The organism is Microcoleus sp. D2_18a_B4, assembly GCF_036702475.1.
In the GTDB taxonomy this organism is placed as follows: Bacteria; Cyanobacteriota; Cyanobacteriia; order Cyanobacteriales; family Microcoleaceae; genus Microcoleus.
In genome coordinates, this window is the sequence record NZ_JAUBTL010000002.1 from 20,187 (window position 1) to 41,168 (window position 20,982).

General features: G+C 45.9%; 12 protein-coding genes and 1 pseudogene. 7 read left to right on the forward strand and 6 right to left on the reverse strand.

Annotated features, from left to right (window positions below; genetic code table 11):
• Positions 1 to 176: 176 nt before the first annotated feature.
• Both glgA and QUB04_RS01460 read left to right on the forward strand, forming a co-directional pair.
• Positions 177 to 1,652: a glycogen synthase GlgA gene (gene glgA, locus QUB04_RS01455; protein ID WP_333280228.1), complete on the forward strand. Its 1,476-nt coding sequence runs from the start codon at positions 177 to 179 to the stop codon at positions 1,650 to 1,652.
• Between the two features lie 418 nt (positions 1,653 to 2,070).
• The gene (locus QUB04_RS01460; RefSeq protein ID WP_333280230.1) at positions 2,071 to 3,120 is read left to right on the forward strand and encodes a Fe(3+) ABC transporter substrate-binding protein; all 1,050 of its coding nucleotides are present in this window, start codon (positions 2,071 to 2,073) and stop codon (positions 3,118 to 3,120) included.
• A gap of 65 nt (positions 3,121 to 3,185) precedes the next feature.
• Here the strand turns inward: QUB04_RS01460 and QUB04_RS01465 are convergent, their stop codons facing one another.
• Both QUB04_RS01465 and QUB04_RS01470 read right to left on the reverse strand, forming a co-directional pair.
• The gene (locus QUB04_RS01465) at positions 3,186 to 3,707 is read right to left on the reverse strand and encodes a pentapeptide repeat-containing protein (protein ID WP_333280232.1); all 522 of its coding nucleotides are present in this window, start codon (positions 3,705 to 3,707) and stop codon (positions 3,186 to 3,188) included.
• Positions 3,708 to 4,068: 361 nt separating this feature from the next.
• Positions 4,069 to 5,775 carry an iron ABC transporter permease gene (locus QUB04_RS01470; protein ID WP_333280234.1) on the reverse strand — a complete coding sequence of 569 codons (1,707 nt, stop codon included), beginning with the start codon at positions 5,773 to 5,775 and terminating at the stop codon, positions 4,069 to 4,071.
• A gap of 126 nt (positions 5,776 to 5,901) precedes the next feature.
• Here QUB04_RS01470 and QUB04_RS01475 point away from each other — a divergent pair, with 126 nt between their 5' ends.
• Positions 5,902 to 6,990: an ABC transporter ATP-binding protein gene (locus QUB04_RS01475; RefSeq protein ID WP_333280236.1), complete on the forward strand. Its 1,089-nt coding sequence runs from the start codon at positions 5,902 to 5,904 to the stop codon at positions 6,988 to 6,990.
• A gap of 253 nt (positions 6,991 to 7,243) precedes the next feature.
• On the opposite strand, the pseudogene QUB04_RS01480 reads toward QUB04_RS01475, so the two are convergent.
• From QUB04_RS01480 to QUB04_RS01490, 3 genes and pseudogenes are all read right to left on the reverse strand, one after another.
• A pseudogene (locus QUB04_RS01480) lies at positions 7,244 to 7,330 on the reverse strand (Uma2 family endonuclease); the annotation flags it as partial.
• A 145-nt stretch (positions 7,331 to 7,475) separates the two neighbouring features.
• Positions 7,476 to 8,246: a TerC family protein gene (locus QUB04_RS01485; protein ID WP_333280238.1), complete on the reverse strand. Its 771-nt coding sequence runs from the start codon at positions 8,244 to 8,246 to the stop codon at positions 7,476 to 7,478.
• 88 nt (positions 8,247 to 8,334) lie between these two features.
• A complete protein-coding gene (locus tag QUB04_RS01490; protein ID WP_333280240.1) occupies positions 8,335 to 9,546 on the reverse strand; it encodes an RNA-guided endonuclease TnpB family protein in 1,212 nt (403 codons plus the stop codon).
• Positions 9,547 to 9,943: 397 nt separating this feature from the next.
• On the opposite strand from QUB04_RS01490, the gene psaM reads away from it, so the two are divergent.
• On the forward strand, positions 9,944 to 10,039 hold the full coding sequence (gene psaM / locus QUB04_RS01495; RefSeq protein ID WP_015174804.1) for a photosystem I reaction center subunit XII: 96 nt from the start codon (positions 9,944 to 9,946) through the stop codon (positions 10,037 to 10,039).
• 285 nt (positions 10,040 to 10,324) lie between these two features.
• Entirely contained in the window at positions 10,325 to 10,741 is a 417-nt protein-coding gene (locus QUB04_RS01500) for a slr1601 family putative cell division protein (protein WP_333280242.1), read from the forward strand.
• A 223-nt stretch (positions 10,742 to 10,964) separates the two neighbouring features.
• Here the strand turns inward: QUB04_RS01500 and ctpA are convergent, their stop codons facing one another.
• Positions 10,965 to 12,203: a carboxyl-terminal processing protease CtpA gene (gene ctpA / locus QUB04_RS01505; protein ID WP_333280244.1), complete on the reverse strand. Its 1,239-nt coding sequence runs from the start codon at positions 12,201 to 12,203 to the stop codon at positions 10,965 to 10,967.
• Positions 12,204 to 12,403: 200 nt separating this feature from the next.
• Between ctpA and QUB04_RS01510 the strand changes: the two genes are divergently transcribed.
• Both QUB04_RS01510 and QUB04_RS01515 read left to right on the forward strand, forming a co-directional pair.
• Entirely contained in the window at positions 12,404 to 13,300 is an 897-nt protein-coding gene (locus tag QUB04_RS01510) for an AraC family transcriptional regulator (RefSeq protein ID WP_333142627.1), read from the forward strand.
• A gap of 447 nt (positions 13,301 to 13,747) precedes the next feature.
• Positions 13,748 to 20,791 carry a S8 family serine peptidase gene (locus QUB04_RS01515; RefSeq protein ID WP_333280246.1) on the forward strand — a complete coding sequence of 2,348 codons (7,044 nt, stop codon included), beginning with the start codon at positions 13,748 to 13,750 and terminating at the stop codon, positions 20,789 to 20,791.
• Positions 20,792 to 20,982 lie beyond the last annotated feature (191 nt).

Below are 20,982 nucleotides of genomic sequence, written 5' to 3' on the forward strand. Positions count from 1 at the left end.
ATCGAGTTGCAGCCATGCCGAAACGATATCGCCGATCGCAACCGCCGCAAATTCGGCTTCTGGGAGCCCGATCGCCCTGTATTCCCAATGGCCTACTTGCTTATTTGGCGAGAAACCATATACTTTGTCATGTTAAGAAAATATCTTTTTGATTCATCCAGGAGCGAGAAAAAAAAATGTACATTGTACAAATTGCCTCGGAGTGCGCCCCAGTCATCAAAGCAGGGGGTTTGGGCGACGTAGTTTACGGCTTGAGTCGGGAGTTGCAGAATTCCGGCCACTGCGTCGAGATTATTCTACCGAAGTACGACTGCATGAGGTACGACCACATTTGGGGACTTCACGAAGCCTACCGGGATTTGGCTGTGCCCTGGTACGGCGGCGAAATCCTCTGCGATGTGTTGTGCGGCTGGGTGCACGGGCAGTTGTGTTTTTTCATCGAACCTCGCTCTCAAGATAACTTTTTTAATCGCGGCTGTTATTACGGGTGCAATGACGACAATATGCGGTTTGCATTTTTCAGCAAAGCCGCTTTGGAATTTTTGCTCAGAAGCAACAAACGTCCCGATGTGATTCACTGTCATGATTGGCAAACTGGTTTGGTGCCAGTCTTGCTGTTTGAAATTTACAAATACAATTGGATGGAATATCAGCGAGTCTGCTATACCATTCACAATTTCAAACATCAAGGAATGGGAGGTAGCGATATTTTGGAAGCAACGGGTTTGCACAGACCGGATTATTATTTTGATTACGATCGCCTCCGAGATAACTTTAACCCTTTTGCTATCAACTTTATGAAAGGCGGCATTGTTTACTCGAACTTTGTCACCACGGTTTCGCCGCACCATGCTTGGGAAGCTCACCTCGGCGAGTGTGGCTACGGTTTGGGCCACACATTGCATTTATATCAAGAGAAGTTTCGCGGCGTGCTCAACGGCATTGATTATGATATCTGGAATCCCGATGGCGATAGCTATATTCCGCACCACTACAATCAGGAGGATTTGGCAGGAAAAGCCAAAACTAAAAAAGCTTTGCGCGATCGGCTGTTACTGCGCGATGCTGACAAGCCTATTATTACCTTTATCGGTCGTTTGGACGACCAAAAAGGTGTCCATCTCGTCCACCATGCAATTTATTACTCTCTGAGTAAGGGAGCGCAATTCGTGCTTTTGGGCTCCGCGACGGAAGCCGGAATTAACGCGCATTTCCAGCACGAAAGACAGTTTTTAAATGATAATCCAGACTGCCATTTAGAACTAGGTTTTAATGAGGAACTGTCGCACTTAATTTACGCGGGTGGGGATATGATTGTGGTTCCCAGTAATTACGAACCCTGTGGCCTGACTCAGATGATCGGGTTGAGGTACGGTACTGTTCCTGTGGTGCGGGGAGTTGGCGGTTTGGTGAATACTGTGTTCGATCGAGATTACGACACCCGCCACCTCCCGGAAGAACGCAACGGTTACGTGTTTTACCAAAGCGACTACGGCGCTTTAGAGTCGGCGCTCGATCGGGCGATCGGATTGTGGTATGACTATCATGATGAATTTGAAAAACTCATGCTTCAAGGCATGAATTGTGACAATTCGTGGAACTATCCAGCTAAAGACTATGTGGAAATTTACGAGCTAATTCGACACAAATAATCCGTAGGATCTCAGATGCTGCACCATTGTCAAGAACGGGCTCTGGGGCCCGTTCCACAAAGAATGAGTTTTCTCGCTTCACAGGCCGGAAAGCCTGTTAATAAAAGGCTTATTGAGAATGGTGCAACATCTCAGATGAAATTGTTGTGGGGAGTAGGGGTTAGGCGTCCCGCGCGCCCGAAAAATACAACGCAAGATGCCCGACAGCTTATAAAAAAGTCTTTGCGTAAAAAAAATTGCCGGTTGAGCGAAGTCGAGACCGGATTTGTGACCAGCAGTGCGTCAGCCCTAAAATAGTTACGCTCTCGCTCATCAAATAAGAATTACTTGCATTAATATAGTAAAGCAATGACTATAGATGGCTGTAGAGAGACCATCGTGTCAATTACCAGATGAAAAAATCTATCATTATAGAACAATGAGCATTTCTCGGCGTATTTTTCTTGCCAGCGGTACAGCAATGGCTGTCGTGGCACTGGGGGAACTCAGCAAAAAAGCCCCAGTCCAAGCCCAGACGGGCACTCTCAACCTTTATTCAGCACGTCACTACGACACTGATAATGAGTTGTACCAAAGCTTCACCAAAAAAACTGGGATTAAGGTTAACCTCGTTGAAGCGGATGCTGACCAACTAATTGAACGGATCAGAAGTGAAGGTGCAAATAGCCCCGCTGATGTTTTCATCACGGTGGATGGTGGGCGTTTGTGGCGGGCAAAACAAGCAGGTATTCTGCAACCTGTTTCTTCAACAGTCCTGACATCGGCAATTCCAGCAAGTTTGCGAGATCCTCAAGGTTTCTGGTTTGGCCTATCGCGTCGGGCACGGGTGATTGTTTATAACAAAAGCAAGGTGAACCCGACCCAATTGTCAACCTATGAGGCGCTGACAGAACCTCGGTGGAAAGGCAAAGTTTTAGTGCGATCGTCCACTAATATCTATAATCAGTCTCTGGTTGGGGCTATGTTAGCGGTTCATGGAGCTCAAAAAACAGAAGCTTGGGCACGAGGATTGGTGGCTAATTTTGCGCGTCCTCCAGAGGGAAATGATACGGCGCAAATCAAAGCTGTTGCTGATGGGGTAGGCGATATTGCCATTGTTAATACCTATTATGTAGCTCGCTTAATGAAATCGAAAGATCCTGCAGAAAAAGCGATCGCGGCGAAAGTAGGTGTATTTTTCCCGAACCAGCGCGATCGCGGTACCCACGTCAACATTAGTGGTGGCGGTGTAGTCAAAACCTCCCGTAACAAAGCTGGCGCGACCAAATTCTTGGAACACCTAGCCAGTCGCGAAGCGCAACAAATTTTTGCTAGGAGTAATAACGAATACCCTGTGATTTCAGGTGTGGCGATCGATCCTGTAGTGGCAAGTTTTGGTACATTCAAATCTGACCCTCTTAACCCTGATGTGTATGGGAAAAATAACCCCGAAGCTTTAAAGGTTGCCGATCGGGCAGGATGGAAATAGAGGCTTTTTGAACAAGAAGCTACTCTTTGTGATTCGGCGGTTTCAACCGCCGAATCCCCTCAGCTTTAATTTTTAATTTTACCATCCGGCATTATAGCGCCTTTCAGGTTTGCCCCTTTCAGGTTTGCCCCAGTCAAATCAGCACTATTTAAGTCAGTTTCACTTAAATCGGCATTACTAAGATTGGCATTATTCAGTTTTGCCCCTCGCAAAAAAGCCCCCTTGAGATTTGCATTACTCAAATCAGCATTTGTGAGATCGGCAGAAAATAAACCTGCTTTTTCCAGAGAAGCACCTTTTAAATTTGCACCTTTGAGATTGACGCTATCGAGTAAGGCTTCATTAAGTTTGACATTTTCTAGCATAGCACCTTCCAACTTAGCACCATTGAGATTAGCGCTTGTTAAATCAATGTCACTTAACTTGGTATCAGTCAGGTCACATCCTGGACATTGCTTAGTTTTTTGTAAGGTTTCGAGGGGGCCAGCCGCCTGTTTTTGACATCCCAAGGTGACAAAAATAGTAAGAAGTAACAAGGAAATTGTGCCAGTAGTGCGGTTAAACATTGCTAAGTTTTTATTAATCATCTTGATTTATGAAGGTAAAAAGAAGAGGGAAGAACGGTTGATACATTCTCCTGAAACCCGCCAGGGAATAAATTCCCTGTCTAATAGCTAAAGTCGGTTGAAACCGACATCTTGCACCATTGTCAAGAACGGGCAAGATGCCCGTTCCACAAACAGTAGATTTTCTTGTGGAACAGGCCGAAAAGCCTGTTCCTAAACAAGTAATTGAGAGTGGTGCAAGATGTGAGTTGAAACCGACTGAAATCCTAGCTGTATAGTCGTCTTCAGACGACTTTCGCTATGAGACAGGGGTTTCAACCCCTGTCGGACTATAGCTTTAAAAGAATCAATCACCTGTGCAAGCAGGGAAGAGATTTGGCGGTTATAGTGTTGAAGACTTGCGCGATCGCGCAATTTTCCAACTTAATAAAATAACCGGTAACATCCCCACTAAAACAATTGCCAAGGCTGGGCCAGAAGCTTCCGCCAATCGCTCATCTGAGGCAAGTTGATAAGTTCGCACAGCCAAGGTATCAAAGTTAAAAGGTCTAATAATTATAGTAGCAGGTAACTCTTTCATTACATCAACGAATACTAACATCATGGCAGTTAGTAAACCTCCCGTCATCATTGGTGTATGAACTGTAACTAAAGTTTGCATCGGGCTATAACCCAAACTTCTCGCCGCATCATCTAAATTAGGCTTAATTTTGCTCAAACTTGACTCTACCGCATTTAAAGAAACAGCTAGGAAGCGAACTATATAGGCAAATACCAAAGCTGCGATCGTACCACTTAACAACAAGCCTGTAGAAATTCCCCAGTTTTCCCGCATCCAACTATCAAATAGATTGTCAAATTTTCCAATGGGAACCATAATCCCCACTGCAATCACAGAACCAGGTACAGCATAGCCCATTGCCGCAACTCTCGTTCCTAACTGCACTCCTAAATTAGGATATAACCGTAAGCCATAAGCCATAATCAAGGCAATAACTACGGCTAAAATTGCTGTCAGTGTTGCCAAAATTAAACTATGACGGGCAAAGATCCAAAAACGTTCATCTAAAGTGACTTGCCAATTAGCTAAAGTCAACTTGCCTAAAAGACCTGCTGGCAATAAAAAACCAAAAAACAGCGGCAGGAAACAAGCAATTACCGCTAAAATCTCCCTAATTCCTTTAAGTTGATAAGTTGGTAGTTGGCGATAGCGGCTGCTAGCTTGATAATATTTAGTCCGACTGCGCGACCAGCGTTCTAGTAAAATTAAACCCAGAACAAATAATAATAGCATGGCAGCTAATTGATTGGCAGCAATTCGTTCTCCCATGCCAAACCAAGTCCGATAAATACCTGTGGTGAATGTATCCACTCCAAAATACTGAACAGTGCCATAATCGTTGAGAGTTTCCATCAAAGCCAGTGCTAAACCTGCAACAATTGCGGGTCTAGCCATTGGTAAGGCAACTGTAATAAAACTGCGCCAAGGACTACAGCCCAGTATTCTACTAGCTTCTAGGGTACAAGTTGATTGCTCTAAAAAGGCAACTCTTGTTAATAGGTAGACGTAGGGATATAAAACTAAGATTAGCATTAAGATTGCTCCAGGGAGCGATCGCACGTTAGGAAACCAATAGTCTCCATAACTCCAGCCAAAAATAGAACGCAAAGCAGTTTGAACGGGGCCGGAAAATTCTAAAAAGTCTGTATAAGTATAAGCTAGTACATAAGCTGGGGCCGCTAAGGGTAACAGTAATGCCCATTCAAATACGCGACTGGCCCGAAAGCGACACATTGTTACTAGCCACGCACATCCTACGCCAATCACGACAACACCAAAGCCTACACCGATCATTAACCAAAAAGAGTTGATGATATAACGAGTTAAAACTGTATCGGTTAGATGTTGCCATGTATCTTTAGCTTCCACAAAGATACTGGATAAGACACTGATCACTGGTATGGCGATCGGCAATGCTAAAGCAATAACCGCAAGTGTCCACCCACTAGCGGATAAGCCGCGTAAGGTCGATCGCCATTGGATTGTCCTAATTGCTGTTTTTTGTAGTGATTGTTGGGAATTTTTCATCGCTAGTAAATTGTCTAGCTTGCTAGTTTATCAGTAGGTGTAAACATTTGTCAAGTCTTTCTGACAATTTATATCACTAAACTGGTTTATTGTAGAATAGTAAGTTGTTGATTATTTATAGCAATAATGGTTCGACCTATAATTCTGCATTTGGATGGTGTAACAAAACAGTATGCCCAAGCAGCATCACCTGCGGTGGCATCTGTCACCCTGACATTACATCAAGGAGATATACTGGGGTTGTTGGGGCCATCCGGTTGTGGGAAAACAACGTTGCTGCGGTTAATTGCGGGTTTTGAACAGCTACAAGCAGGGACGATCGCTCTAGCAGGAAAAACTGTAGCCAGTGTTAATATGTCAGTGCCGCCGGAACAGCGAGACATTGGTATGGTGTTTCAAGACTATGCACTCTTCCCCCATTTGACGGTCGCGAAAAATGTAGCTTTTGGCTTAACGCATCAAGGAAAAGAGTCAAAGCATAATATTCAGAAAGGTGTCACAGAAGCATTAGCATTGGTGGGATTAGAAGGATTAGAAAACCGTTATCCCCATGAATTATCGGGGGGTCAGCAACAGCGAGTAGCCCTGGCCCGTGCGTTAGCCCCTAGACCTGCGATTATTTTACTAGATGAACCATTGAGTAATTTAGATGTACAAGTACGGTTAAGATTGCGTCAGGAAGTCCGCGAGATTCTCAAAGCAACGGGAACCTCTGGTGTATTTGTCACCCACGATCGCGAAGAAGCACTTTCGATTTCAGATTGGGTAGCGGTGATGCGTCAAGGCCAATTAGAACAGTTTGGCACTCCAGAGGAAGTTTATCAAGAACCAGCATCTAGATTTGTGGCTGAGTTTGTGACGCAAGCTAATTTTGTGTCTGCATCGCTGAAGCAGGATTTTTGGGAAACAGAAGTAGGTTGTTTTGCTGTTAAACGAGATTCATCTTCACAAGTTCCCTGTGATGTTGCTACTGAAGGAGAATTGATGATCCGGCAGGAAGACTTGAGTTTATACTTAGATGAAGATTCGCCTGTTGTGGTTTGCGATCGCCAATTTTTAGGCAGAGAAAATCGTTATTGTTTAAAAACACCTTCGGGCGAAAAGTTATATGCACTCACAACCACAGAGAATGTTTTTCCCATTGGTTCTAAAGTTCGGTTATCTTGTGGTGATAATTCTCCCTTAGCTTTCTTTGTCGGTAAGCCTAAGCCATAGCTAATGGCTAATTGCTAATTGCTAATTGGGAAAAGAATCTAAAACCGTTGCCCTATGTAGAAAAGGTTATTTGCAGCCCCTCAACAGGAAGGTTACATTTTTTCCCGACAGGTGAAATGCGATCGCCTGCAACTCCTTCCCACAGATCGCCCTCTTTTCCTATCCTAAAAAAATACAGCCACCACCAAGGATCAAATCAGATCCGGATCGATCGCCAATATGCCGCCAATCCCCTCAGCAAAAAATTCCCCTAGCTATCCCACCAGCGCAACCATTGCTGAGTCTGATTTTGATAACTGCCGAACCATAGGCCAAATTGTACTCCCATGAGTTCGATCGGCTAGTGAAGGAAACAATATTACAAAATAAAAGCCTTTCATTCCCGGACTAAAGTCACCGGGATGAAAGGCTTTTGCACGTTTTGACCAGCCTTCAATCTTGTTGGTTTGACAGATTTAAGCTAATTTTATTCAAATGAAAGTATGTTAATTTTCGGACTTTTGTCCTTGCGATTCCGGCAGTGCAACTTCTGAATCCGGCTGAGTGAGAGCCATTTCTAGAGATTTTGCAATCTCGACTGACTCAGGAGTACGCTTAGAAAATCCCCAGACAAACATCAAGACGATACTGGAAACTAGCAGCCATTGCGGAGGAACTAAATCGGGATTAATTACTTTCACCAACAACCGCATTCCCACGAACCCAACTGTGATGTAACCAGCACTTTCTAGGTGAACGAACTCATCCAGCCAGCGGATGAACAATCCGGCCATGAATCGCAGGGCAATAATTCCAATAGTAGCGCCTGTTACGACGATAAAAGTGTTGTCAGACACAGCGATCGCAGTAGTAACGCTATCCAATGAAAACGCTAAATCCGTAAAAGCAATCATGGGAATTGCTTGCCACACAGACGCAAATCTGGGCCCGTGATGTTCTCCTTCGGAGTCTGTCTCTGAAGTAAAATGTTGGAAAACAAGCCACAGCAGGTAGAGAGCACCAAGCAGCTCAAACTGCCAGTATTGGATCACCCAAGTAGCCGTTAAAATTAGGGCGATCCGCAGTACAAAAGCAATTATCAAACCCAAGTTGAGAGCTCTTTGCTGATCCTTGGCATCTTCCAAACCTTTAGAAATAGACGCCAGGGCGATCGCGTTGTCAGCCGAAAGTACAGCCTCCAAAGCCACCAAAACCAACAATAATAAAAAGCCGTCAACTCCAAAATTGGGTGAAGCGTCGAGAAATTGATCTAGCATTAACTATTTTGTGCACCTAAAATTGGCAAGGGTCGAGCGCAGCGCAAATTACCCGCTCTGTCTAACATTAGTGTCACCTTCACGTGAACTACCAGACGCTGACCACTTCATTGGTACAGCGCTGGCTTCCTGATTCAACGGGAATAGCGTCCAACAAAACCGAAGTTTTGCCAGATCGACTTACATCCCCTCCACAGGCAGAAGCGCTAGTTCCTAACGCCAAAATCCGCAAGGCTTCATTTCTAATGTTGAGGGCTGCATTTACATCACGGTCATGATGAGTACCACAATGTTTACAAGTCCATGCCCTAACATCAAGAGTGAGATGCTCAACTTGATTTAGGCAGGCATGACAAGTTTTTGAGCTAGGAAACCATCGATCAATCTCAATGTATTGTTTACCTTCACTTTGGGCCTTGTACTTAAGCATTGTGCAGAACATACCCCAGCCAACATCACTAATGGCTTTGGCTAAATTATGATTCTTTACCATGCCTTTGATATTGAGATTTTCTACTGCAATAACTTGGTTTTCGTTAACTATCTTGCGGGATAGCTTTTGTAGAAAATCTTCCCGGCATCGGGCAATCTTGGAGTGAACTTTTGCCACCGCCCGTCTTGCCTTTTTCCTGTTTTGACTGCCTTTCTTTTTGCGATCGAGCTTTTGTTGTTTACGTTTTAAGTTTCGTTGACGTTTGACGAAATACTTGGGATTGCCGAACTTAGAACCATCACTGGTAATCGCAAAATGAGTTAACCCTACGTCAATGCCAATAGCTTTATCTGCTGGGACTAACTCAGGCTGTTCTTTCCCATCGTCAATCAAAACAGAAACAAAATGTTTACCGTCCGGGTTGCGAGATACGGTAACGGTCTTGATATCGCCCTCAAAATCACGATGTCGCCGACAGAAAACTAAACCAATCTTAGGTAGGTTGATATAGTCACCGTCGAATTTGACATTTTGAGGGTAGCTGATCGACTGCCTGCCATGCTTGGCTTTGAACTTGGGCAGCATCGCCATCTTGTCAAAGAAGTTTTTGTAGGCAGTAGATAAATTCAATGCAACCACCTGCAAGCATTGAGAATAAGGTTCTTTTAACCATTCGTATTCTTTTTTGAGTGCAGGGAGCAAGCCTTGTATGTATGCCCTAGATAGTCCTTTGCCAGTATTCTTGTAAGTTTCTTGACATAGATTCAAAGCATAGTTCCAGAACCATCTCGCACAGCCAAAAGACTTTGCAAGCAAGACATCTTGCTCATCTGTGGGATAAATTCTGTACTTGTAAGCTTTATACATTTATCAAGGTTGCAGAATACCGATAAAATTATCATAGCGCACAAAAAGGATATTGATTCGCTCTCGCTCAATTTATTTTCGGGCTGCGTTTTCATCCCGACGCTCACCTTCGGTAGAGCGCAAGACTTCCCATTCGCATTAGTTAAATCTTAACCTAACGCGGTAGTTCTGTGCGAGGCGATCGTCCCAACAACCTCCGAAGCAAGCAGTCCCAGGAAACAAGGAAAAATTCTCCCCCTCCGACACTCAAAAACACCGCCACTGCGCCACTGCGCCACTAGGCCACTCCTCCCCGGAGGCAGCATTTGTGTTGCAAGTTGTAACAAATGATTCCCAAAAGCGCCAATTTGTCTCAAATTGGTGAAAGCTCGTCCCCGCGAAAAGGAGTTTTGCGAATATGTCTTTAACAGATACCCAAGTCTACGTAGCGCTCGTAATTGCTTTGATTCCCGGAATCTTGGCTTTCCGGTTGTCAACTGAACTGTACAAATAGTTTCCAGACACCAGTTGCGAACCGCAAAACGCCTGCCTGACCAGTTAAATCTCTCGCATTACAGATACAGACAATTGCTGCCCCAGTGCAGTAGATTGTTTGTGTTCCGCAAGACGAGACTGCAAGGGCAGGCATTTTTATGGGAAAATTCCGTCTTAAGGCGTCACCTTTGTCTCAACAATTTTGGCTGTCAGCACCCTGACAAACAGCGGCGAGTGTGCGTTAAGCTCAGAATTTGCTCTTGTGAACTCTAAAACGTCAGTCTCAGGTATTTGAAAAAAAATTATGCAAGCGATTCAACCCACCGTTACCCCACTGCGTCCTGTAAAAAACTCCCCTCGGGTTACTCCTCGTCGCAGCAGCAGCCGCCAGCGTTCCTACCCTCACCAAACCCTCGCGGCCGAAACAGGAGTCAAATTCGCAGTCAACATTGTACTTTCAGTCTGTGCCACTTCTGCTTTGGTTCAGCTTTGGCCTCACTACCGGGCGGTGCAAGAAAAATTGCACGAAATCCAAGCTGAAGTCAATCTTACCCAAGGGCGAGTAAATCAGTCGCGATCGGACTTTAACCGCTACTTTGACCCTAGTCTTGCTAAAACTGTGATGCAAGAGCAAAGCAACCAAGCTGACCCGCAGCAGCGTCCGGTGATTTTGCAAGAAGCCGAGGTGCCCGACGCCGAGGAATCAACCCCCCAACCTTAAGGGAAGGGCTGTTTTGGGTTTTGATATCACGTCCGATGTGCATCATTCTTGTATGTCATGGCTTCGCACAACGAAGAATGACAGATGAATCTGTCGGACGTGATATCACTTTTAAATAAAAGAGTTTTTTTCATGATTCTTGTCTGTCGTGGCGAAGCAAACGCAGAGACAGACAGACCTGCGTATTGTCACCTATTGCAATCTCAAAACTTTAAACTCAGGCTTATACTGACTTTGCCAGCACGGTTTTTTCTTTCAGTAGTTGCAGTGCAGCTTGATATTGCAAGTCTGCTGCGGTGCCGATTTGATCGCGCGCGATGGGTTCCAAAGGCACTACGCGATCGGGCGCAATCCCCAGCTTGTTAATATCTTTATGGTTCGGTGTCTCGTACTTAGCAACAGTCACGGCTAACCCGGAACCGTCAGACAAATCAAACAGGGACTGAATCAGTCCTTTGCCAAAAGTCTTTTCTCCTACCAGTTGAGCTCTGCCGTTATCTTGCAGCGCACCCGCCAAAATTTCGCTAGCACTGGCAGTTCCCTTGTTCACCAAAACAATCAGCGGATCGTTAGTTAGGGCTTGTCCAGAGGCTTCAAAACTGCCGAGAATGCCTTGTCTGTTCACCGTGTAGACGATCGTCCCGGAATCGAGCCACAGGCGGGCAATTTCAATCCCTGCTTGCAACAGTCCGCCCGGGTTGTTCCGCAGGTCGAGAATGTAGGCGGCGGCTCCTTGTTTTTCCAAGCGGTCGATCGCGTGAGCGACTTCTTCAGTGGCGTTAGCGCTGAATTGACTCAAGCGAATGTAGCCGACCGGCAAATTCTCTGACCCCGACTGCAATTCGGCGTAAACCGGATTCAGAGCAATGCGATCGCGCACTAGCTCAATGTCCTCAGCAACGTCCCTTCCCTCGCGCCCCAAGGTCAAGGTAACGGGAGTGCCGATGCGGCCGCGCATTCGAGTGGCTGCTTCGTCTAGGCTCAATTCTGAGGTAGGAGTGCCGTCAATTTTCAGAATGCGATCGAGGGGTTGGATGCCAGCTTTATCCGCCGGTGAGCCGGCCAAAGGAGCCACCACTGTCAGGGTATTTGTCTGGGGGTCGATCGCAATTTGCAGCCCCACACCCGTCAATTCTCCCGAAGTGTTGACCTGCAAACTGCGGTACTGTTCGGGTTTCAGCAGTCGAGTGAAGGGGTCGTCGAGATTCGCCAGCATCCCCTGAATCGCCGTGTAAGTCTGCTGTCTGTCGTTAAGCGGTTGCTTGACAGCTTTTTGGCGAATCGACCACCAGTTTTGAGAGTTGAAGCTGTCGTCCACATAAGAGCGATTGACAATTCGCCAAGCTTCGCTCAATAGCTGCTGTTCAGGAGTCAGCGCCGCCGCAGGCTGCGCCCACCCACCTAGAACTAGGACGACTTGGAGGCAAAGTACAATAGCAATCTGGAAAACTCGTCTGTGCATGATTTTTCTGTAAAATACCAGTAAGTATTACATTTTATGTATTTTAGGTTTGTACGCTCGGAACCCTGTTGCAGATTTAACTCAGATTTGTTTCCCGACGGTCAGTCCCGAAGGCACTCGGATGTTTAGAAGAATCCTCGCCGTAGAACGGCGAGGAGTTGTCAACTACAAAATAGCAACTCGTCCAGTCGGTGCCAGTTATGTCCCCACAGAAACCTTTAATTCTTGATTTTGCCAAGACAGACGGGATGAAAGTGATTCTCCCGCGCCCCGCAATCCTGTCGAGTCACGGCACAAAGTGGCAAGGAATTCATGTCGAATATCACTCTCAGCCGCCAAACGAATGTCCCGAACACTGTCTCGAACAGCACACGGTTGGCTTGATGCTCAATTCAGCCACACTAAAAGGAACAGTGAACGGGAAAAACTGCGGTAGCGAATCGTGGCAAAGTGGGCAGATGTTCATCGCTGCTGCTGGTACTTATTTCCAGTCAGTTGCAGCCGCAGACTATGAATTTATGGCGATCGCTCTTGAACCTACCGACTTCGACAATACAGTTGGCGAATCGATCAATTCAAATTCCATTGAAATTATACCGCAATGGCAAACCCGCGATCCGTTGGTTCACGGAATTGCCTGGGCTCTCAAAACCGAACTGGAATCAGGCGGATTAAACGGTACTCTTTATGTCGATGCACTGAAAAACGCGCTTTCACTGCACATACTGCACCGCTATGGCGCGAAAAAACCTAATCGGCGAGATGTGGGAGGCGGTCTTGACCCCGGTCAATTGCAGCTAGTTATTCACTACATTAATGAATTCATAAACCGAGATTTGCACTTAAGTGAACTTGCTAATTTAGTGAACATTAGTTCTTATCATTTCAGCCGTATGTTTAAACAATCGACTGGAGTCACGCCCCATCAGTACGTGACCCAGTGCCGAATTGAAAAAGCAAAACAGTTGTTGAAAAAACCGAAGTTATCAATAAAATATATCTCCCAGCAAGTGGGATTTCACGACCAAAGTCACTTTAGTAAGACATTCTGCAAAATTGTCGGTTTGACTCCTAAGCAATATCGCGATCGGCTTTAACAAAACTCAAGCCCCTGTCACATTAAAAGCAGTTTGTAGTTGCAAAGTATTTTCGCCTAGGGCTTGCGGGGATTCAGAAACCGGGTTTTTTGCCCGATCGGGAAACCTGTGTATTTTGGTACAAAACCCGGTTTCTTTGGTAAGCTGTTCTGCCTTTAAATTGTATGTCAAAAAAATTTAAAGTCTTGTGGGGAGTAGGGGTTGGGCGTCCCGCCCGCCCTGAATATACAGTTTAAATGCGCGACAGCTTATTGAGGCGTAAGTTCTGTCGTAAAAAACCCCTGCCCGCCGGCGCTGTTACAATTCTTCATCAAATAGGGATAAATTCCGCAAGAAAATTATATTTTTAGCAATTTTTCCGCAAGAATTTACAATACAGCAGAGCTGGTGCTTTTGTAGACTTGCTCGCATCACATAAACCCGAAGTATCAGCTAGGTAAATTAATCATGTCTACTTTCAGTATTGGTACCAAGTTTCCTGCCGGCACAAGTCCCCAATCCCTCAGTGCCGAAAACTGTAATAACGATAACATCCCAGACTTAAACATCCCAGACTTAGGGATCGCCCCAACGGCTGTTTCCCTAAAGTCAATGACTCAGCTTTCCTCAAAAGCGATCGCATTTATCGATGCTGCCGTCCCCGACTGTCAAATATTAATCGACGGCATTATCCCTGAAACCGAAGTAATTAAATTAGAAACTAACCGCAACGGCATCGAACAAATTGCCGAAGCTTTGCAGGGAAGGAAATTTTCAGTAATTCACATTATTGCCCACGGAAAGCCCGGTTGTTTGCAACTGGGGAACGTTGAATTGAGTTGGCAGAATTTGATAAATCGCGCCGACAATTTTGTCAAAACAGTTAAGATATGGGCGGGCGGGCTGACACAAAATGCCGAAATTTTGCTCTACGGGTGCAATGTTGCCAAAGGAAATATAGGTAAAGAATTTGTAAAAAACCTGAGTCAAATAACAGGAGCCAATGTTGCCGCTTCTGATAATTTAATAGGTTGTGCGGCAAAAGGCGGCGATTGGAAATTAACAGTGACAGCGGGGACAATTAAAGCTGGAATTGTATTTGTGCCCGAGGCGATCGCAGCTTACGGCCACGTTCTCAATACGTTTAGTTCTCCTAATAATTTTAATGCGGGAACCAGTCCATCCTTTGTTGCGGCTGGCGATTTCAATACCGATGGCCTCTTAGATTTAGCTGTTGCTAACCCCACCACGAATAGGGTTTCTATTTTACTGGGAAACGGTCAAGGAGGATTTAACTCTGGAACTGATTTGACTTCGGTATTTGGTCCGACCGCGATCGCAGTTGGCAATTTTAACGGCGATAACTTTTCCGACTTAGCGATAACTTCCGCACAAGGTTCGGAATTTAGCAGCATTTATATCTTTTTAGGATCTGGTAATGGCAACTTTAACAGTCCGGGATTTTTGACTGCCCTAGAAAATCCTAGCGCGATCGCTGTCGGCAATTTTAATGCTGATGATTTACTCGATATTGCCATTACTCAATCCAGTGGCAATGGTTTTGTACCTGAAGGCAATGTTGGCATTTATTTGGGAACGGGACAAGGCGGTTTTTCCACTCCTGTTACTGTGAATGTTGGGCAAAGTCCCAGCGCGATCGCTGCGGGAAATTTTAACGGCGACAATTTCCTCGATCTCGCCGTGGCCAACCGAAATTCTAATAGTGTTACCATATTATCGGCAAATGGTCAAGGTAGTTTTGGCAATCCGACTAATATTAATGTCGGTCAAAGTCCGAGTGCGATCGCAGTCGGAGATTTTAACGCTGACGGCAGATCCGATCTAGCTGTAGCCAATGCAGGCAATCAGAACGTATCAATTTTATCAGGGACAGGTCAAGGCACTTTTAGCAATCCTGCTAACTTTAATGTTGGGGCAGATCCTAATGATATTGCCGTTGGTGATTTCAACGCTGACGGTCAACCCGATTTAGCTGTAGTGAACGCCGGTTCTAATAATGTTTCAATTTTAACTGGAACCGGTCAAGGAACGTTTAACGGGCCGTTTAATTATAATAGTGGGGGAACCACTCCGAGCGCGATCGCGGTTGGAGATTTTAACTCTGATACCAGACCAGATATTGCTGTCGCAAATACCAACAGTAACAGAGTTTCAATTCTGTTGAATGTGCTATTGAAAGCAAGTTTTGGTAATTCGGCCTACAGCAGTCTTGAAGGAGACGCAGATGCGACTGTTAATATTCCTGTGACACTCGAAGACGGTTTGCGATTTACAGACTTGATTGTACCGATCGCAACTGTCTTGCCCGTTCCTCCTGCTACCTCACGAGCGACTCAAGGTTCGGATTATACTCTTTCTACTAATACTCTCACTTTTGCCGCAGGTAGTGGCAGTTCGACTCAAAATATAGCTGTCACTATCAAACCAGACAACCTTGCAGAAATGGATGAAGCAGTTGTCTTGAGTTTTGGTACGAGTCCGGGAGGGTTTGCAGGTACAATCCCTCAAACTACCCTCACAATTCCAGCCAACGATCCGATTATTTACACAGTTGCTGCTAGCGCTGGTACTGTTCCTGAAGGCAACTCCGGCACAAATCCGCTGATATTTACTGTTAGTCGCAGTGGCGGTACTGATTCAGCAGGGACTGTCGATTATGGAATAGGGGGAACTGCAACCAACGGCAGTGATTACAATATCGGCGCTACTTCGGGCGCAACAAGTACCAATGCTACTATTAATTTTGCATCGGGAGAAACATCAAAAACTGTCACCATAGATGTATTAGGTGATGCTAGCGTTGAACCAGACGAAACTATTACTGTCACTCTCTCAAATCCCGTGACATTGCCTAATGGTGGTCTTCCCAGCGGCATCTCAACAATTGGTTCTGCTAGTGCGACAACTACTATTACTAATGACGACACTGCTGGAATTGCCGTCAATCCCGATAGTGGATTAATTACAACAGAAGCAGGAGGAACAGCGACATTTACTGTCCAACTCAACTCTCAACCAACTGCTAACGTGACTGTTGGCTTAAGCAGTTCCAATGTTGCCGAGGGAACAGTTTCTACACCCTCGCTGACATTCACTCCCGCCAATTGGAGTGCGCCGCAAACAGTAACTATTACTGGCGTTGAAGACAATATTGCTGACGGCAATCAAACTTACAATATTGTCACCGCTGCGGCTGTTAGTACAGACAGCAATTACAGCAATTTAAGTGCTGCCGATGTCAGCGTTACGAATAGCGACAACGAAACTCCCGGCATTACCGTTAATCCCGCCAGTACCACAGCAGCAGAAGGCGGTGCAACGGGAATTTATACACTTCAGCTAAATTCGCAGCCAACAGCGCCGGTAACAGTCAGCTTGGAGGGGGGGAATCAAATAAGTGCGATCGCCCCCATTAGCTTCGACAGCACTAATTGGAATATTGCCCAAACTGTAACTGTGATTGCGACGGATGACACAGTTGTAGAAGGTACTCACACAGGCACAATCAATCACGCGGTAACAACTACTGACGCGAAATATAGCGGAATTGCGATCGGGCCTGTTACTGTCGCCATTACTGATAACGAAACTACGCCAACACCAACACCGCCAACACCAACACCGCCAACACCAACACCGCCAACACCACCGACACCAACTCCGCCAACACCAACTCCAACACCAACTCCACCGACACCAACACCGCCAACACCAACTCCAACACCAACTCCACCGACACCAACTCCACCAACACCCACACCAACACCAACTCCACCAACACCCACACCAACACCAACTCCACCAACACCAACACCAACTCCACCAACACCGCCAACACCAACACCAACTCCACCAACACCAACTCCAACTCCACCAACGCCAACTCCACCAACGCCAACTCCACTACCGCCAGTAATCATGCCGCCGACGATACCTGCTGGCATTACTGTCGATCCGACATCAGGATTAGTCACCACAGAAGCGGGAGGTAAAGCAACATTTACAGTCAAACTAAATACTCCGCCAACTGCTGATGTCAGAATTGATTTAGAAAGTTCCAATCCAGTAGAGGGCATAATTTCTCCACCATCGCTGAACTTCAACTTTGCTAATTGGAATCAAACGCAAACGGTGACGGTAACTGGTGTTGATGACAAGGTTGTTGACGGTGATAAAACTTACAGGATTGTTACCAAACCTGCTGTCAGCAACGATCGCAATTATTCCGGTTTAAATGCAGCAGATGCGATCGCGGTCTCTATTGATAACGATCGCTCGAATGATAACGGCGGTCAATTGCCACCAATCGATCCTGTCACTGGTTCACAATACAAACCAGGCGAACTTTTAGTGAAACTGAGACCCGGTGCAAGCAATGATTTTCTAGGCAATTTTCAAGCTAATGGAGAGATAGCGCTAGAAAACCTAGTACCATCAAGCTCCCAATTTGACTTCACACCCACTCCATTAGATCGGTGGCGAATTGTCAAATTTTCTTCAGAATTAGATGTGCTGCAAATTCAAGAAAACTTAGCTCGAGATCCCAACGTAGAGGCAGTAGAACTGAATTACCAAGGTTCCTATGATTTCATACCAAACGATACCAGATTTAGCGAACTGTGGGGTTTAAATAATACTGGATTAGAGGGAGGCACATCAGATGCTGATATCGATGCCTCGGAAGCTTGGGATAGTCAAACAGGTGACAGAAGGATAATTGTTGCAGTTACGGACAGTGGCGTAGACTACAACCATGAAGATTTAATAGCCAATATTTGGACTAACTCGGGAGAAATTCCTGGCGATGGTATTGACAACGACGGTAACGGCTACACAGACGATGTTCGCGGCTATGACCTTTATAACAACGACAACGATCCAAGTGACGATCTCGGTCACGGAACCCACATTGCTGGAACCATTGGTGCAATTGGTAATAACCGCATTGGCGTTACTGGAATTAACCATAATGTTAGTTTGATACCTTTGAAGATTGGCAGTCGCATAGGACCAGATTTAGTCTCTATCACCAGAGGGATTCGTTACGCTACCACTAAGGGTGCAGATGTCATTAATGCTAGTTGGAGAGTACCTAACTCTAGAGCTTTATTTGACGCTATCAGTGAAGCTAACAGTGCAGGAGTTCTCTTTGTCGCAGCAGCAGGTAATAGCAGCTCTAATAATGACATCACACCTTCTTACCCAGCTAACTATGACCTTCCCAATGTTATTTCAGTTGCAGCAACAGATCGCAATGACCAACTAGCATTTTTCTCCAATTTTGGAGCCAGTACCGTAGACTTAGGTGCACCCGGAAGAAGCATTTTGAGTACAGTTCCCGGTAATAACTACGGTTTCTCTGACGGAACTTCAATGGCAGCACCCCACGTAGCAGGTGCGGCGGCGTTGCTGTTAGCCCAAGATCCAACCTTGACTGTCGCCCAACTAAGAAACTCTATTCTCTCAACAGTTGACCCGTTGCCTTCTCTCGCAGGCAGAACTGTTAGCGGAGGACGTTTAAATCTTCGCAATGTTCTCAATCCTGTCAACCGTCCGCCAGTCTTAAATATTCCGTTCCGGGAACAAGGTTTGAGTTTGCAACCGGGTTCGAGTCCTCAATTGCAGTTTACTTTTCAAAACGACACTTTCATCGATCTAGATCCGGGCGATACCTTAACTTATACAGCAGATTGGTATGAAAATGTCACCAACTTTGAGTGGCGAAATGTCAGCGGAGGACGATCGCCAATTCCGACAAGTTGGAGTCGCATTAGCCCCTTACCAACTGGCATGAGTTTCGATCCGGCTAGCCGTACTTTCAGGGTTGATGATAGCTTGCAGCGCAATCGCAACTACTGGATTCGAGTAACAGCAAGGGATGCTGCTGGTGCATCGGATAGAGCATTTTTCGATCTTTATAATCGAGGTCGAGGTTCTGTTATTGACGGCTACATCGCTGGGGCTACAGTTTTCTTAGACGCTAACAAAAATGGCGAACTTGATGCTAGCGAACCCTCTGCAACAACTGGCCCAAAAGGTGAATACGAACTCGATATTTCCTTGGAAATTTTTGACAAAAATCGCAACGGCGAACTCGATCCGGAAGAAGGCAATATTGTGGCTTTTGGTGGCATTGATACTGCTACGGGTTTGCCTTTGGAAACGCCTGTCACTGCCCCGCCTTACGCTACTGTTGTCACCTTGTTAACCAGTTTAGTAGCAGATTTAATTGACAAGGGAATTGAGAGCGATCGCGCCGAATCTCTCGTCAAATCTGCTCTTTCAATTCCCGCTAATGTTGACATCACTGACTTAGATCCGATCGCAGCTACCGAAAACGCGATCGCGGGTGGAGTAGAAACTTTGACTGCAATGGTCAAGGTACAAAACGTCATTACCCAAGCTGCTGCTTTAATAGACGGTGCGTCGATTCTGGAAAATACCGACGCCGTAAAAGCAGTTGTAAGTGCGATCGTTCAACAAATTCAATCGGGGACAACTCTCAATCTCAGCGATGCCAACCAGTTAGCAACCATTGTCGATCGCGCCACCACAGCAGCGCAACAATTTGACTCGGATTTAAACACTCAGCAATTGTTGCAAATTGCCCCGGATGCAGCTAAGGTAATGGCCGAAGCAAATCAGCGCATTGACCAAGTTGTATCCAACACTGCAACAGCTTCAATTAACCGAGAAGTTGCCCGCGTGCAAAAAGTAGCCCTAGGCGCAACCTCTGCAGACTTAAAAGCAGTCGGTACAGGTACGAAATCGATCGCCCAAGTTATTGCCGAAAATACTGGTACTGCCTTAGATACCAAAATTCAACAAACGACATTGCCCGATACACCTGCTGTTGCGGTGATTGAAGGAGAAATAGATGCGATCGCAGCTAACTCCAATCTAATCGGCACTGACGGCGACGACAGCCTCTCCGGCGACAGCGGCAGCGATACAATGGCCGGCCAACGCGGCAATGATACTCTCAGCGGTTTGGGCGGCAACGACTGGATACACGGCAATCAAGGCAATGATTCCCTCGACGGTAGCGACGGCAATGACACTGTTTACGGCGGCAAAGAAAGCGATAATTTGTTCGGCAATAATGGGGAAGATATCCTATTTGGAAATCGCGGTCAAGATAGCTTGAGTGGAGGTGAAGGCAATGACAGTCTTTACGGCGGTCAAGCTAGCGATATTCTCCTCGGCGGTAACGGATCTGATTTTCTCAGCGGTGAAAACGGCGATGACAGTTTGATAGGAGGAAATGGGAGCGATCGCTTCTTAATTTCAGCCAATTCTGGCAGCGATATCATTGTTGATTTTGAAGCAGGCCTCGACTTCCTCGCACTTGCCGACAATTTAACCTTCTCGCAACTTTCTATTGTCCCTAGCAACAGTGCAACTTTAATCACCTTGACAGCAACAGGTGAAATTTTAGCTGCTATCAATGGCGTGACCGCCAACCAAATTAGCATCGCCACTTTCATTTAAAAAATTAGGGACACAGGCAAATCCTGTGTCCCTGAAATTCGTTCAACAATCACGGATGGTGCAACGGCAATTGAGCTAATTCATCTGCATTTATCTGCGTTTATCTGTGTTTATCTGCCCTCATCTGCGGTAAAAAAAAGAGAATTTCTGAACCGCCCCGGACAAGGGATTGACGCTGATTCACGCCGATG